Origin of the sequence: Sphingobium sp. 3R8 (genome assembly GCF_020166615.1) — a bacterium.
GTDB classification, from domain to species: Bacteria; Pseudomonadota; Alphaproteobacteria; order Sphingomonadales; family Sphingomonadaceae; genus Sphingobium; species Sphingobium bisphenolicum.
Window position 1 is genome coordinate 95565 of sequence record NZ_JAIQXR010000009.1, and the last position, 13233, is coordinate 108797.

15 protein-coding genes are annotated in these 13233 nt (G+C 63.9%); 9 read left to right on the top strand and 6 right to left on the bottom strand.

Annotated elements, in window-relative coordinates; genetic code table 11:
- Positions 1-265 precede the first annotated feature (265 nt).
- Positions 266-682, bottom strand: a complete 417-nt coding sequence (locus K9B33_RS10750; RefSeq protein ID WP_224548673.1) for a GtrA family protein — start codon at positions 680-682, stop codon at positions 266-268.
- Between the two features lie 45 nt (positions 683-727).
- Between K9B33_RS10750 and K9B33_RS10755 the strand changes: the two genes are divergently transcribed.
- On the top strand, positions 728-2653 hold the full coding sequence (locus K9B33_RS10755) for a hypothetical protein (RefSeq protein WP_224548674.1): 1926 nt from the start codon (positions 728-730) through the stop codon (positions 2651-2653).
- Here the strand turns inward: K9B33_RS10755 and K9B33_RS10760 are convergent.
- Both K9B33_RS10760 and K9B33_RS10765 read right to left on the bottom strand, forming a co-directional pair.
- Complete coding sequence (locus K9B33_RS10760; protein ID WP_224548675.1) at positions 2615-3073, bottom strand: nucleoside deaminase; 459 nt, start codon at positions 3071-3073, stop codon at positions 2615-2617. The genes K9B33_RS10755 and K9B33_RS10760 overlap by 39 nt on opposite strands.
- Positions 3074-3127: 54 nt before the next feature.
- Positions 3128-3349, bottom strand: coding sequence for a hypothetical protein (locus tag K9B33_RS10765; protein ID WP_224548676.1), 222 nt, complete (start codon positions 3347-3349; stop codon positions 3128-3130).
- Between the two features lie 166 nt (positions 3350-3515).
- Between K9B33_RS10765 and rpmB the strand changes: the two genes are divergently transcribed.
- The gene (gene rpmB, locus K9B33_RS10770; protein WP_066604556.1) at positions 3516-3809 is read left to right on the top strand and encodes a 50S ribosomal protein L28; all 294 of its coding nucleotides are present in this window, start codon (positions 3516-3518) and stop codon (positions 3807-3809) included.
- Between the two features lie 186 nt (positions 3810-3995).
- Here rpmB and K9B33_RS10775 read toward each other — a convergent pair whose 3' ends face one another.
- Positions 3996-4979 carry an esterase-like activity of phytase family protein gene (locus tag K9B33_RS10775; RefSeq protein WP_224548782.1) on the bottom strand — a complete coding sequence of 328 codons (984 nt, stop codon included), beginning with the start codon at positions 4977-4979 and terminating at the stop codon, positions 3996-3998.
- Between the two features lie 188 nt (positions 4980-5167).
- On the opposite strand from K9B33_RS10775, the gene K9B33_RS10780 reads away from it, so the two are divergent.
- Positions 5168-5611, top strand: coding sequence for a glycine zipper 2TM domain-containing protein (locus tag K9B33_RS10780; protein WP_224548677.1), 444 nt, complete (start codon positions 5168-5170; stop codon positions 5609-5611).
- Between the two features lie 75 nt (positions 5612-5686).
- Here K9B33_RS10780 and K9B33_RS10785 read toward each other — a convergent pair whose 3' ends face one another.
- Both K9B33_RS10785 and K9B33_RS10790 read right to left on the bottom strand, forming a co-directional pair.
- Positions 5687-5923 (bottom strand): hypothetical protein, encoded by a 237-nt coding sequence (locus K9B33_RS10785; RefSeq protein ID WP_224548678.1) that lies wholly within the window; start codon positions 5921-5923, stop codon positions 5687-5689.
- Between the two features lie 79 nt (positions 5924-6002).
- Positions 6003-6218, bottom strand: a complete 216-nt coding sequence (locus K9B33_RS10790; protein ID WP_119747887.1) for a circumsporozoite protein — start codon at positions 6216-6218, stop codon at positions 6003-6005.
- Between the two features lie 239 nt (positions 6219-6457).
- On the opposite strand from K9B33_RS10790, the gene K9B33_RS10795 reads away from it, so the two are divergent.
- From K9B33_RS10795 to K9B33_RS10820, 6 genes are all read left to right on the top strand, one after another.
- Complete coding sequence (locus K9B33_RS10795; RefSeq protein ID WP_224548679.1) at positions 6458-7429, top strand: ArsR/SmtB family transcription factor; 972 nt, start codon at positions 6458-6460, stop codon at positions 7427-7429.
- On the top strand, positions 7426-8337 hold the full coding sequence (metF, locus tag K9B33_RS10800; protein WP_224548680.1) for a methylenetetrahydrofolate reductase: 912 nt from the start codon (positions 7426-7428) through the stop codon (positions 8335-8337). The genes K9B33_RS10795 and metF overlap by 4 nt, the downstream gene beginning before the upstream one ends.
- A gap of 118 nt (positions 8338-8455) precedes the next feature.
- Entirely contained in the window at positions 8456-9502 is a 1047-nt protein-coding gene (locus tag K9B33_RS10805) for a homocysteine S-methyltransferase family protein (RefSeq protein WP_224548681.1), read from the top strand.
- Positions 9503-9589: 87 nt separating this feature from the next.
- Complete coding sequence (gene metH / locus K9B33_RS10810; RefSeq protein WP_224548683.1) at positions 9590-12190, top strand: methionine synthase; 2601 nt, start codon at positions 9590-9592, stop codon at positions 12188-12190.
- 109 nt (positions 12191-12299) lie between these two features.
- A complete protein-coding gene (locus K9B33_RS10815) occupies positions 12300-12734 on the top strand; it encodes a DUF488 family protein (protein ID WP_224548685.1) in 435 nt (144 codons plus the stop codon).
- 122 nt (positions 12735-12856) lie between these two features.
- Complete coding sequence (locus K9B33_RS10820) at positions 12857-13216, top strand: argininosuccinate lyase (RefSeq protein ID WP_224548686.1); 360 nt, start codon at positions 12857-12859, stop codon at positions 13214-13216.
- Positions 13217-13233 lie beyond the last annotated feature (17 nt).

Here is a 13233-nt window from a genome sequence, read left to right on the forward strand (position 1 = left end):
GGTGCAAAGTGATTCCCACTTTACGTGAAGATTAATAGCGCCAGTTCCGTGTTCCCGCCTGCGCGGGAACACGGTTTGTTAGGCGACACATTCACTGCCTGTCCGACGCGAATATTATGACGACTCTTTGATTACGGCTCGGATGGACGAGGGTGGCGGTCATTGCTGCGTAGCATGTGCTCCCGCGGAGGCGGGAGCCCAGTCCGATGGCCGCGGTTATCTCTGGCGGTAGGACTGGGTTCGCGCCAGGGAACGCTGTCTTCCCTTATTTGAACACCCACTGCCGGTTCAGCCCGAACATCACCGCAGGCGTCACGAAGATCATCGCCGGTATAGGCGACCATTCGGGCCAGCTCATGTAAGTGACGCACAGGAAGACCCACAGAGCGTTCAGCGCATAGCTGATCAGCGACACCGTCACGAACTTCACGCCGCGCGCCGCGTGGTTCGCTTCGCCGCCATGGCCGCGAAAGGTGAAGAGGCTGTGGCTGACATAGCCGATGGCGACGGCGGCGAGATAGCCGATGAAATTGGCGACCTGCGGATGGAAGCCGGCCAGCGCTGCCAGGGTCCAGTAGATCGCGGCCTGGCAGGCGGTGACGAACAGGCCGGTCACGCCGTAGCGGACGATCTGCCAGAACAGGGCGCCATGCTCTGCATAAAGTCGTGACAGATATTTCATGGCTCGCCCCGTTGCGCTTTGAGGCGGACGCTCTAATCCACGCGCATGACCTTGCCTAGCGTCCAAACCCTGCGCGCCCATCCCCTCTATGCCCGCGCCCGGCATTGGGCGCCGATCCTGACCGCTTACGCCCAGCGGCACTGGAAATGGCTGACCGTGCTGATCTGGATCGTGATCGCGGTTATAATGGTCGCGACCCGCTGGCCCGCCATCCACTGGCTGGTGCTGAGCGATACCGATGACAATATCCGCTATGTGCAGGTGAAGGATTGGCTGGCGGGCCAAGGCTGGTATGACCTGCGCCAATATCGGCTTGATCCGCCGGGCGGGGCGAATATCCACTGGTCGCGGCTGGTCGATATCCCGATCGCGGGCCTGATCCTGTTCTTCCGCGCCTTTGTCGATCAGGGGCTGGCCGACCGGCTGGCCTGCGGCATTGCGCCGCTCTTGCCGCTGCTGCTGCTGATGCTGAGCCTGGGGTTTGTCGGGCGGCGGCTGGCCGGGCCGAACGGCTGGCTCCTCGCTGTGCTGGCGCCGCTGGCCGCGCAGATGGGGCTGGGCATGTATGCGCCGATGCGCATCGATCATCATGGCTGGCAACTGGCGCTGGCGGTGACGATGCTGGCAGGCGTCATCGACACCAACAGGCTGCGGGGCGGGGTGATGGCGGGGGTCAGCAGCGCGCTGTCGATCGCCATCGGTATGGAGATGATCGTCTATCTGGCGGCGGGCGGTGGCCTTATAGCGCTGCGCTGGGTGTTCCGGCCGGGGGCGGAGCGGCGGATGCTGCCCTATGCGCTGAGCCTGGGCGGGGCGACGTCGCTCTGCTATCTGCTGTTCGCCAGCTACGCCAATCGCGCCATGGTCTGCGACGCGCTGTCGCCGATCTGGGTCGCGGTGTTCGGCGCGGCGTCGGCGGGCATGGTGCTGCTGTCCTTGGCGCCGTTGCGCGGCTGGGCGGTGCGGCTGGCCGCGGGTGCCGTGGTGGGCGGCGCGGTTGGCCTCTTCTTCTGGCTCAACTGGCCGCAATGCCTGTCCCCCTATCAGATTTCGCCCGAGCTGGAGCGGCTGTGGCTGGCCAATATCCGCGAGGCCAAGCCGATCACGGCGCAGGCGCAGAGCATGGTGGTGCCGTTGCTGGCGATCCCGCTGGCGGGCCTTATCGGCCTGGTCTGGGCGCTTTGGGAATCGCGCCGCGACGGCGAGCGGCTCTGGGCCTGGGCCACGGTGGGGCTGATGATGGTTTTTTCCACCGCCTTGCTCTTCTGGCAGCTACGCGCCGGGCCGGCGGCGCAATTACTGGCGATCCCGCCTGCTGCCTGGGCTGCGCACCGGCTGATCGGCATGATCCTGACGGGATCGCGTCGGGTGAAGATTGCGGCCGGAACGGGGGTGGCGCTGCTGGCGGTCATCGCCTGCGCCTATCCGCTCTATCCGCAGGTGGTGACATTCTATCAGGAAGCGACAGGCACGAAGCCCAAGCCATGGCGTCCGTCCGCCGTCGCCCGCACCGCGGCGATCAAGAAGGCGAACGGGCGCTGCCGCACCCTGCCGGCGCTGGAGATATTGAACCAGCTGCCGCCCGCGACGATCTTCACCATGGTCGATCTGGGGCCGCGGCTGATCGCGACCACCCATCATAGCGCGCTGGCCGGCCCCTATCATCGCAACGGAGCGACGATCCTGGATATGCACCATGCCTATGACGGCTCAGCCGAGGCTTTCCGCCCGATCGCGGCGAAGCATCATGCGACCTATCTGCTGGTCTGCCCCAATTTCCCCGAAGGCACGATCTACCAGTCGCGCAGTCCGAGCGGCTTCTATGCCGGGTTGATGCGTGGGACGATTCTCCGCTGGCTGGTGCCGGTCACGCTCAAGTCGGGCATGACCCTGCCCTATCAACTCTATCGCATCGATTATGGGGCGGGACGTTCAGCGCCGGGCGGCAAAAAAGTCCCGCAGCAGCGCTGAGGCTTCGGCTTCGGCCAGGCCGCCATAGACGTCCGGCCGATGCAGGCATTGCGGCTGGGTGAAGAGGCGCGGCCCTTGCTCGATCGCGCCGCCCTTGGGATCACCGACCGCATAATAGAGCCGCGCGATGCGGGCGTGCGAAATGGCGCCCGCGCACATCGGGCAAGGCTCCAGCGTGACCCACAGGTCGCAGCCGGTCAGGCGGAAGTCGTTCATATGGGTCGCCGCCGCGCGCATGGCGACGATTTCGGCATGGGCGGTGGGATCATTGTCGCGGCGGTTGCGGTTCTGGCCCTCGCCGATGATCGCGCCATCCTTCGTCACGACTGCGCCGATCGGCACTTCGCCCGCCGCCTGCGCCAGCCTGGCGAGGTCGAGTGCGCGGCGCATCGGGGCGGGAAGCGGGAAGGGCGGGGCCATAAGCCCCGCCGTTACAGGATCGCGGCGCTTTACGAAAGGCGCGCCAAAAGCGGCCTAGGGCTTCTTGACCGCGACGGTGGGCACTTCGACCGTTTCGTTGCGCGTGCCGACTTCCACCTTGGCGACGTTCGCCTCATATTTGGGTAGCGCGCCCTGCTTGACCGCGATTTCGGGCAGGCGGCCCTCGCTGGTCTTTTGCAGATCGATGAATCCGGTTGCTATCCCGACGCCGACCACGATAAGCGCGATCAGCAACAGTCCGCCGATGAAACGCATAATTCCTCCTCTATCCGATTGCAGGGAAGAACGCGGCGTCGGGCAAAATGGTTGCGCAAGCGCCACGATCGGCACGGCCAAATTCATGCGCGTGGTTGACGCTGGCCGCGAATCTGTTTATCGGCGCGGCTTTCCGAACGAACCCGAATTCAAAGGTTGATTGACTATGTCGCGCATTTGCGAGCTGACCGGCAAGGGTCGCCAGGTGGGTCACAATGTTTCCCACGCCAATAACAAGACCAAGCGCGTGTTCCTGCCGAACCTGCAGAACGTGTCGCTGATCTCCGAAACCCTGGAAACCAGCGTCAAGCTGCGCGTGTCGACCCATGGTCTGCGTTCGGTCGAACATAATGGCGGCCTGGACAACTGGCTGGTCAAGACCAGCGACGACAAGCTGTCGCTGAAGGCCCGTCGCCTGAAGCGCGACATCGTCAAGAAGAAGGCTGCCGTCGCAGCCTGATTCCCGCGATTCGTTTCGGCATAAGGAGCGGCCCCTCACCGGGCCGCTTTTTTGCGTGGACTTTGGCTCGACACGGCCCGCAGGCCGCGACTTTCTGCGCTGCCGGTGCTCACGTGCTGAAGTAGGCTGCGCGCCGGTTCTCGACATTCACGGCCTGCGAACCGGCTCGAACCAAATTCGCGCCGCTTAATCCATCCCGAATTTCAGCAGCAGGGTGCGCTGGAAAAATTCGTGATTGTCGTCGGAGACGATCCAGATGATCGGGCGGCCGCCTTCCTGGCTGACGGCAATCCCTTCGAAATTATCGGCCAGCAGCGGCGGGGCCAGCCGGGCGAGGGTGCGCGCCTTGAGGTCCATGCCCGGCGCCAGCTTTTCAGGCAGGTCCACGATCGCGATGGTGGCGGTGAAAAGCTGTTCCATCGTCAGGCGGCGGTTGAGTACCAGCAGGTGGCGGGCGTCCAGCGCGACCGCATCAGTCGGGCGATAACCGCGCGGCGGGGTGTAGCGCAAGTGGATGGGGGCGGGGGTGTCCCTTTCCGCGGGGTCGCCGGCGAATAACAGGCTGTCGTGCCGTCCGTCGGGCGTCATCCCTATCTCGCCGATCGCCAGGAAGCGGCCGTCGGGCAGGCGGGCGAGCGATTCGACCGACCCGGTCTTGGGCCAGGCAAGGATTTCGGGCCAGGTCCGGCACGCCTCCACCCGCGCGAAGCCGGGGGCATAGCGGCAGATCGCCTGTTGCAGTTCGAAGCCCACCCAATAGCGGCCGCTGACCGGATCACGGGTCATCGATTCCGAATCCCAGGCCCACCAGGGGCGATGACGATCCTGCGCACGGATCGGCAAGGGGGCGATGAAGGGGTGGCCTTCGCCTTCGCCGGGGCCGATGTGGAAACCCATCAATATGCCGGAATCGCTGAGACCCAGCATATCGCCTGCCGGTGACACCAGCAGGGAGGACAGGCCGCCGAAGCCGGGATTGGCGCTTTTCAGCTCCCAGCCGCCGAGATAGGCAAGCGCGCCCACATGATCGAGCGTCGGATCGATGCTGCTGAGCGGCAAGGCGCGCGCCGTCACCAGCAGCGCCCCGGCCGTCACTGTTTCCGGTTTGCCCATGTGCGGGGCCGGCAGCAGCAGGACGGCAAGGGCAAGGACGATCAGGATTCGCTGCATCGCGCCTGCCATAGGGCATAATCCGGCAGGACGCAGCAGGGCTGTGACAGGCCGTGTCCATCTGAACGGGGGCTGTCACCCCCATTCAGGCTTGGCTCAAGCCGACTCATGCATACAGACGTCAATCGAAGGGCAATCCCGTGTTTTTCATGCGACCGCCCAAGAGGATGGTATTGAGGAGCAACGCCATGAAGATGCAATTTCTTGTGAATATGGGAGCCGCTCTGGCGATGGGCGCTGCCTCCCTCGCGGCCGTGACGGCCACCCCGGCGATGGCGCGCGATCATTATTATTCGCGCGGCTATGACCGTGGCGATTATTATCGCGGCGGGTATGACCGCGGCTATCGCGGTTACGACCGTGGCGACCGCTATTATCGCGGATATAATCGCGGCTATCGCGGCGACGGCTATTATCGCAACAGCTATCGCGGTGGTTATCGCGGCGGCTATCGCTGCCGGGACAATGGCACGGGCGGCACCATCATCGGTGCGATCGCCGGTGGCCTGCTCGGTAACGAAGTCGGCAAGGGTTCGGGCCGCTACGGCCGTCGCGGCGACGGCACCACGGGCGCCATCATCGGGGCGGGCGTGGGTGCGCTGGCCGGCCGGGCGATCGACCGCAACTGCTAACGCGCTTGCGCATGCAAAAAATGGGAAGGGCCGTCCTGCGAGGGGCGGCTCTTTCCGCATGTCTGGGGTCGATTATCAGGGCGGCGGCGAGGGCGCCGTGCGGTTTCGGTCCGCGCGCGCGGCCGCCACAGCGGCGGGGTTGAGGCCGGGATCGGCGCTCTGCGCCGCGCCGGTCCGCGCATCGAGCCTGGCGGCCGCTTCATTGAGCGCCTTTGCCTCGCCAGCGCTCACGCCGCCGACGCCATCTTCCGAGCCGGAGCCGCAAGCGGCCAGCGTGAATGCGAGCGCAAGGGAGAAGAGGATACGGATCATGGACGGCGCTCCAAAGAAAAGGGCCGCGCCGTTGCCGGTGCGACCCCCTTCATCAATTCAAGACCCGAACGGGACCTGATTACATCGCGTTCGCGACGTTGTTGGTCGCGTTCGACGCAGCGTTCGCGGCATTGTCGGCAGCGTTCAGCGCGGCGTTCATGGCGTTGTCGGCAGCGTTCGACGCGTTCTCGGCCGAGTTGGCGGCGTTGTTGGCGGCGTTTTCGGCACCGCCCGAGCAAGCAGCCAGGCCGAGCGAAGCGGCGAGAACGAGCGAAAGAGCAATCGACTTGGTCATGGGCACAAACCCCTCTCTGAGAAAAACAAAATGCAGACCACTCTCGGAGAAAAGCTCACCCCCCATTGCGCCTGCGCGCCGATTCGTAATGCTTTGGGCACAGCAAGGCAATCCCATTCATGCGGGGGAAAGGTCGGATGCGCGCCATTTTGCCGCTCCCTGGCCGAAAAATCCTTAGAAAAATGCCTGATCAAACGACCGCATTGACGTATATAAAGATTTCTTTATATGATGCTGCCATGCACGCGGCACTCGATATTTTCCGGGCACTTGGCGACCCGACGCGCTTGCGCATCATCCATCTGCTGCGGGCGATGGAGCTGGCGGTGGGCGAGATTGCGCAGGTCGTGGGGCAGAGCCAGCCGCGCGTGTCCCGCCATGTGCGCATCCTGGCGGAAGCGGGGCTGGTGGAGCGGCGCAAGGAAGGCAATTGGGTGTTTTTGCGGCTGGGCAAGGCTATGTCGGTGGTCCCGTTCCTGGCCCTGTTCGATCGGCTCGACCCGTCGGAGGGCGAGATATTGTGGCAGGCGGCGGACCTGGCGCGGCTGGCGGCGGTACGGGCCGACCGGGCGCGCGCGGCGGAAAGCTATTTTGCCGAACATGCGGAGGAATGGGACGCGATCCGATCGCTGCATGTCGCCGAAGCCGAAGTGGAGGCGGCGATGACCGCGCTGCTGGGCCGCGAACCGATCGGTCATCTGCTCGATATCGGCACCGGCACCGGGCGGATGATCGCATTGTTCGGCGAGGCTGCGCAGCAGGTGACCGCGCTCGATCGCAGCCCGGACATGCTGCGACTGGCCCGTGCTAAACTGCCGCAGGATGCGGGCGATAAATATGCGCTGCTGCTGGGCGATTTTTCCGCCCTGCCGCTGGATTCGGACAGCGCCGACACGGTGGTGCTGCATCAGGTGCTCCATTATGCGCAGGCACCCGAACTGGTGATCGCCGAAGCCGCGCGCGTGACGGCGCAGAATGGCCGGGTGCTGATCGCCGATTTCGCGGCGCATGAACGGGAAGAGCTGCGGCTGCGCGACCAGCATGCGCGGCTGGGCTTTTCCGACGAACAGATCGAAAGCTGGTTCGCGCAGGCGGGTCTGGCGCTGGAGCGGGTGGAGACATTGCCCGGCCAGGAATTGACGGTGCAATTGTGGCTGGGACGGCGCGCAAGCGCGCAGGTGCTGCCCATCGAAGGACGGATTTCCGCATGACCCTGAATGATCCCGTGGCACCGCTCTATGCCGATCTGGCCGGCGACGCGCGCGTCAGCTTCGAATTCTTCCCGCCCAAGACGGAGAAGATGGAAGCGCAGCTCTGGTCCGCGATCGAGACATTGGCGCCGCTGGGGCCGAAATTCGTGTCCGTCACCTATGGCGCGGGCGGCTCCACCCGCGAGCGCACCCATAATACGGTCGCCCGCATCGCCAAGGAAACACCGCTGGCCGCCGCCGCGCATTTGACCTGCGTAGCGGCGAGCAAGGATGAAATTGGCGAGATCGCCGACGCCTATTGGGAGGCGGGCGTGCGCCATATCGTCGCGTTGCGCGGCGATCCGCCGGAAGTCGGTGGCGCGTTCGAGCCGCATCCGGACGGGTATAAGGGCGCGGCCGAGCTGGTCGAAGGGCTGATGAAGCGGCATCCGTTCGAGATTTCCGTGTCGGCCTATCCCGAGGTGCACCCCGAAGCCGCGAGCGCGCAGAGCGATCTCGACAATCTGAAGCGCAAGCTGGACGCCGGGGCGACCCGCGCGATCACGCAATTCTTCTTTTCGCCCGAAGCCTATTTCCGTTTCCTCGACAAGACGGCGGCGGCGGGCATCACGGCCGACATCGTGCCGGGCATCATGCCGGTCAGCAATTTCGCCGCGACGCAGCGGATGGCCGCCATGTGCAACACGCAGGTGCCTAGCTGGATGGCGCGGCTCTTTGAAGGGCTGGACGATCATCCGGCCTCGCGTCAACTGGTGTCGGCGACGATCGCGGCGGAACTGTGCCGCAGCCTTTACGCCGGCGGCGTGCGCGACTTTCATTTCTATACGCTCAACCGGGCGGAACTCAGCTTTGCGATCTGCCATCTGCTTGGGCTTAGGGCCAAGGCGAGCACGGAAGAGATGGCGTGACCTATTCTTTTCCGTTCGCCCTGAGCTTGTCTAAGGGCTTCACCGACCGCACGGAGGTATCTTCGCCTCCGCTCAGACAAGGGCTTCGACTTCGCTCAGCCCGAACGGAGTTTTTAGTATGAACGCCGAAGCACAATTGCGCGCCCTGGCGGCGGACAAGATCCTGATCTTCGACGGCGGCTATGGCACGTCGATCCAGAAACATGGGCTGACCGAGGCCGACTATCGCGGCGACCTCGACCTGGCGAAGGACCAGAAGGGCAATAACGACCTGCTGTGCCTGACCCGGCCGGACATCGTGGAGGGCATCCATGCCGCCTATCTGGCGGCCGGCGCGGACATGATCGAGACGAATACCTTCAGCTCGACCAAGATCGCCATGGCCGATTATGGCTGCGAACATCTGGTGTGGGACATCAACATCGCGGCGGCCAAGCTGGCCCGCAGCGCGTGCGAGAAGGCGACGGCGGCGGACGGCAAGCCGCGCTTCGTGTGCGGTTCGATCGGGCCGACGAACAAGACGCTGTCGATCTCGCCGGACGTCAACGATCCCGCCTATCGCGAAGTCGATTACGACACGCTCAAGGCCGATTATCGCGAACAATGCGAGGCGCTGATCGCGGGGGGCGTGGATTTCCTGCTGGTCGAAACCTGCTTCGATACGCTGAACGCCAAGGCGGCGGGCATGGCCGCGCGCGAAGCGGAGGCTGCTGCGGGGCGCGACGTGCCGCTGATGCTCAGCTTCACCATCACCGATATGTCGGGCCGCAATCTGTCTGGCCATACGATCAACGCCTTCTGGTATTCGCTGCGGCATTTGAAGCCGCTGACCATCGGCGTGAATTGCGCGTTCGGCGCGGATTTGCTGCGGCCCTATCTGGCAGAGCTGTCGAAAAATGCCGACACGCTGATCCTGGCCTATCCCAATGCGGGGCTGCCCAACGAACTGGGGCAGTATGACGAACTGCCCGAAACCACCGCGCGGCTGATCCGCGACTGGGTGGATGAGGGGCTGGTCAACATGGTCGGTGGCTGCTGTGGCACGACGCCCGCGCATATCGGCGCGGTGGCTAAGGCGCTGGAGGGGCACAAGCCGCGCTTGGTGCCGGAACTGGAGGTCGTGACGCGGCTTGCGGGGCTGGAGCCGATGCATATCGCCGCCTGAACCCAACCGCCGTTCGTGTCGAGCGTAGTCGAGACACGGGCGCGAATGCTTCTCGACTTCGCTCGAAGCGAACGGACCCTTTGAAACATGACCCAGAAAACCACCGCCACCTTCGTCAATATCGGTGAACGCACCAACGTCACCGGCTCTGCCAAATTCAAGAAGCTGATCATGGCGGGCGACTATGCCGCCGCGATCGACATCGCGCGCGAGCAGGTGGAGAATGGCGCGCAGATCGTCGACGTCAACATGGACGAGGGGCTGCTCGACGCGGTCGAGGCGATGACGACCTTCCTCAAGCTCATGACGTCGGAACCGGACATCAGCCGCGTGCCGGTGATGATCGACTCTTCCAAATGGGATGTGATCGAGGCGGGTCTGAAATGCGTCAGCGGCAAACCGATCGTCAATTCGATCAGCATGAAGGAGGGCGAGGAAGCCTTTCTGTTCCATGCCCGCAAATGCATGGCCTATGGCGCGGCGGCGGTCATCATGGCGTTCGACGAGACGGGCCAGGCCGACACGAAAGAGCGCAAGGTCGAGATTTGCGAGCGCGCCTACAAGCTGTTGATGACGATCGGCTTTCCGCCCGAAGACATCATCTTCGATCCCAATATTTTCGCCGTGGCGACGGGGATCGAGGAGCATAACAACTACGGCGTCGATTTCATCGAGGCGTGCCGGGAGATCAAGGCGCGCTGTCCGCATGTCCATATTTCGGGCGGGCTGTCGAACTTCTCCTTTTCCTTCCGTGGCAACGAGCCGGTGCGCCGGGCGATGCACAGCGTGTTCCTCTACCACGCCATTCCCGCTGGCCTCGACATGGCGATCGTCAATGCGGGCCAGCTTGACGTCTATGACACGATCGACCCGGCGCTATGCAAGGCGTGCGAGGACGTGCTGCTGAACAGCGATCCCGACGCGGGGGAGCGGCTGGTCACGCTGGCCGAAAGCTATCGCGGCAAGGATGCGGCGACCGAAAAGGCGGCGCAGGAATGGCGCGGCTGGCCGGTCGCCAAGCGGCTGGAACATGCGCTGGTCAAGGGCATCGACATGTATGTGGTCGAGGATACGGAAGAAGCCCGCCTCGTCGCCGCCAAGCCGATCGAGGTGATCGAAGGGCCGCTGATGGACGGCATGAACGTGGTCGGCGACCTGTTCGGCGCGGGCAAGATGTTCCTGCCCCAGGTGGTCAAATCCGCCCGCGTCATGAAGAAGGCAGTCGCGCATCTTCTGCCCTTTATCGAGGCCGCCAAGGAACCCGGCGCCAAGGGCAAGGGCAAGATCATCATGGCGACGGTCAAGGGCGACGTCCATGATATCGGCAAGAATATCGTCGGCGTCGTGCTCCAGTGCAACGGCTTCGATGTGGTCGACATGGGCGTGATGGTGCCGTGGCAGGACATCCTCAAGGCCGCGAACGATCATGACGCCGACATGATCGGCCTGTCCGGCCTCATCACCCCCTCGCTGGACGAGATGGTGACGGTGGCGCAGGAAATGCAGCGCGCGAACATGGTGATGCCGCTGCTGATCGGCGGGGCGACGACATCGCGCGTGCATACAGCGCTGCGGATCGATCCGGCCTTTACCGGCCCGGTCGTCCATGTGCTGGACGCCAGCCGCGCGGTGGGCGTGGCGACCGCGCTGGTGTCCGAAACGCAGAAGGACGCCTTCGTCGCCAAGACCAAGGATGATTATGAGCATGTCCGCGTCGCCCGCGCGAACAAGGGGCAAAGCGCGCTCGTCAGCATCGAGGATGCCCGCGCCAACAGCTTCGAGATCGACGAGAGCCTCAAGGCGCCGCGGCCGCGCCTGCCCGGCGTGCATCGCTTCCCGAACTGGGATCTGGCCGATCTCGTCCCCTATATCGACTGGACGCCCTTTTTCCGCGCGTGGGAACTGGCGGGCAATTATCCCGCGATCCTGACCGACGCGGTGGTGGGCGAAAGCGCGTCCAGCCTGTTCGCCGACGCGCAGGCGATGCTGGACAAGATCGTCAAGGATAAATGGCTGACCGCGCGCGGTGTGGCGGGCCTGTGGCCCTGCCGTCGCGAGGGCGACGATATCATCGTCCATGTCGAGGATGAAAAGCATGTCACCCTGCCGATGCTGCGCCAGCAGATCCAGAAGCGGGAAGGGCGGGCCAATATGTGCCTGGCCGACTTCATCAGTCCTGACGGCGACTGGATGGGCGGGTTCGCCGTGTCGATCCACGGCATCGAACCGCATCTGGCGCGCTTCAAGAATGCGATCGATGACTATTCGGACATTCTTTTGAAGGCGCTGGCTGATCGTCTGGCCGAAGCCTTTGCCGAGCGGCTGCATCATTATGTCCGCACGGCGCTGTGGGGTTATGCCGAGGGCGAACAGTTGACCAACGAAGCGCTGATCAAGGAGCAATATCGCGGCATCCGCCCGGCGCCCGGCTATCCCGCCTGCCCGGAACATAGTCTCAAGCCGATCCTGTTCGACATGCTCGACGCGCATCATGCGACCGGCGCGACGCTCACGGAAAGTTTTGCGATGCTGCCGACGGCGGCGGTCAGCGGCTTCTATTTCGGCCATGCGCAGGCGGAATATTTCGGCGTGGCGCGGGTCGGGCGGGATCAGTTGGAGGATTATGCGGCGCGGCGCGGCATCGATCTGGACACGGCGGAACGCTATTTGCGGCCAAATCTGGACTGATCTCCCTTGCATAATCCCCCTCCCTTCCAGGGAGGGGGAGGATAAGGGGCATCGTCGCCGCGACGGCATAAGGGCTGGCGCTCCGTCATCCGCACCCTATCTTCATTCAATGAAAATCTTCACCATCGGCTATGAGGGCGTGACCCAACCCGAACTGGTCGCCGCGCTGCAAGCGGCCGGCGTGCGCCTGCTGGCGGATGTGCGGGCGGTGCCCCTGTCGCGTCGCCCCGGTTTTTCCAAGAATATCCTCGCCGCCGGGTTACGGGATGCGGGGATCGACTATGTCGGGCTGAAGGCGCTGGGGACGCCGGCCGAAGGGCGGGAGGCAGCGCGCAAGCACCAGCATACGCGGCTGGCCGACATCTATGCGCGCCAGCTCGACCTGCCCGAAGCGATCGTGCAGGCCGAGCAATTGAAGGAGATGGCGGCGGAAACGCCCACCGCCTTGCTCTGCTTCGAACGCGATCCATCGGGGTGTCACCGATCGCTGCTGATCGATGCGGTTATGCCGGATGCGGAGCGGATCGATCTCTTCCCCGGCTGACACCGAGGCGGGCGGGATTTCCATAATTCAGGTTAAGTCTATCGGAATCCATCTATTCTTGTCGGCAAGAATATGATTATGTCCATGCCGAACCGGCAATTTGCCGGATCGGGGGGACATTCATGAAAGCGATTGCCGTTATTCTGGGCGCCTGCGCCCTGTCTTTTGCCGTGCCTGCCTTCGCCGGTGATCAGGACTTTACGCTGTTCAACAAGACCGGCTACGATATTTCCGAAGTCTATGTCTCGCCGGCCAAGTCCAAGAACTGGGGCGACGACGTGATGGAGGACGAAGTGCTGGAGGACGCGCACTCCGTGCCGATCACCTTCAAGGCCAAGAACGCCATCTGCAACTATGACCTGAAGGTCATTTTCACCGACGGCGACGAAGCCTATTGGACCAATTTCGACCTCTGCACGATCAGCAAGATCCAGATTTTCTGGAACCAGAAGACGCAGAAGGCGACGGCCAAGTGGGAATGACGCGGCGTTAACCCGGA

Bases quoted from the DNA above. Each gene is read 5' to 3' on its own strand.
- metF (WP_224548680.1), top strand. From the start codon at position 7,426: ATGACCCTGAATGATCCCGTGGCACCGCTCTATGCCGATCTGGCCGGC.
- K9B33_RS10750 (WP_224548673.1), bottom strand. From the start codon at position 682: ATGAAATATCTGTCACGACTTTATGCAGAGCATGGCGCCCTGTTCTGG.
- K9B33_RS10815 (WP_224548685.1), top strand. From the start codon at position 12,300: ATGAAAATCTTCACCATCGGCTATGAGGGCGTGACCCAACCCGAACTG.
- K9B33_RS10785 (WP_224548678.1), bottom strand. From the start codon at position 5,923: ATGATCCGTATCCTCTTCTCCCTTGCGCTCGCATTCACGCTGGCCGCT.
- K9B33_RS10760 (WP_224548675.1), bottom strand. From the start codon at position 3,073: ATGGCCCCGCCCTTCCCGCTTCCCGCCCCGATGCGCCGCGCACTCGAC.
- K9B33_RS10820 (WP_224548686.1), top strand. From the start codon at position 12,857: ATGAAAGCGATTGCCGTTATTCTGGGCGCCTGCGCCCTGTCTTTTGCC.
- K9B33_RS10805 (WP_224548681.1), top strand. From the start codon at position 8,456: ATGAACGCCGAAGCACAATTGCGCGCCCTGGCGGCGGACAAGATCCTG.
- K9B33_RS10765 (WP_224548676.1), bottom strand. From the start codon at position 3,349: ATGCGTTTCATCGGCGGACTGTTGCTGATCGCGCTTATCGTGGTCGGC.
- K9B33_RS10790 (WP_119747887.1), bottom strand. From the start codon at position 6,218: ATGACCAAGTCGATTGCTCTTTCGCTCGTTCTCGCCGCTTCGCTCGGC.
- K9B33_RS10795 (WP_224548679.1), top strand. From the start codon at position 6,458: ATGCACGCGGCACTCGATATTTTCCGGGCACTTGGCGACCCGACGCGC.
- K9B33_RS10775 (WP_224548782.1), bottom strand. From the start codon at position 4,979: ATGCAGCGAATCCTGATCGTCCTTGCCCTTGCCGTCCTGCTGCTGCCG.
- K9B33_RS10755 (WP_224548674.1), top strand. From the start codon at position 728: ATGACCTTGCCTAGCGTCCAAACCCTGCGCGCCCATCCCCTCTATGCC.
- rpmB (WP_066604556.1), top strand. From the start codon at position 3,516: ATGTCGCGCATTTGCGAGCTGACCGGCAAGGGTCGCCAGGTGGGTCAC.
- K9B33_RS10780 (WP_224548677.1), top strand. From the start codon at position 5,168: ATGAAGATGCAATTTCTTGTGAATATGGGAGCCGCTCTGGCGATGGGC.
- metH (WP_224548683.1), top strand. From the start codon at position 9,590: ATGACCCAGAAAACCACCGCCACCTTCGTCAATATCGGTGAACGCACC.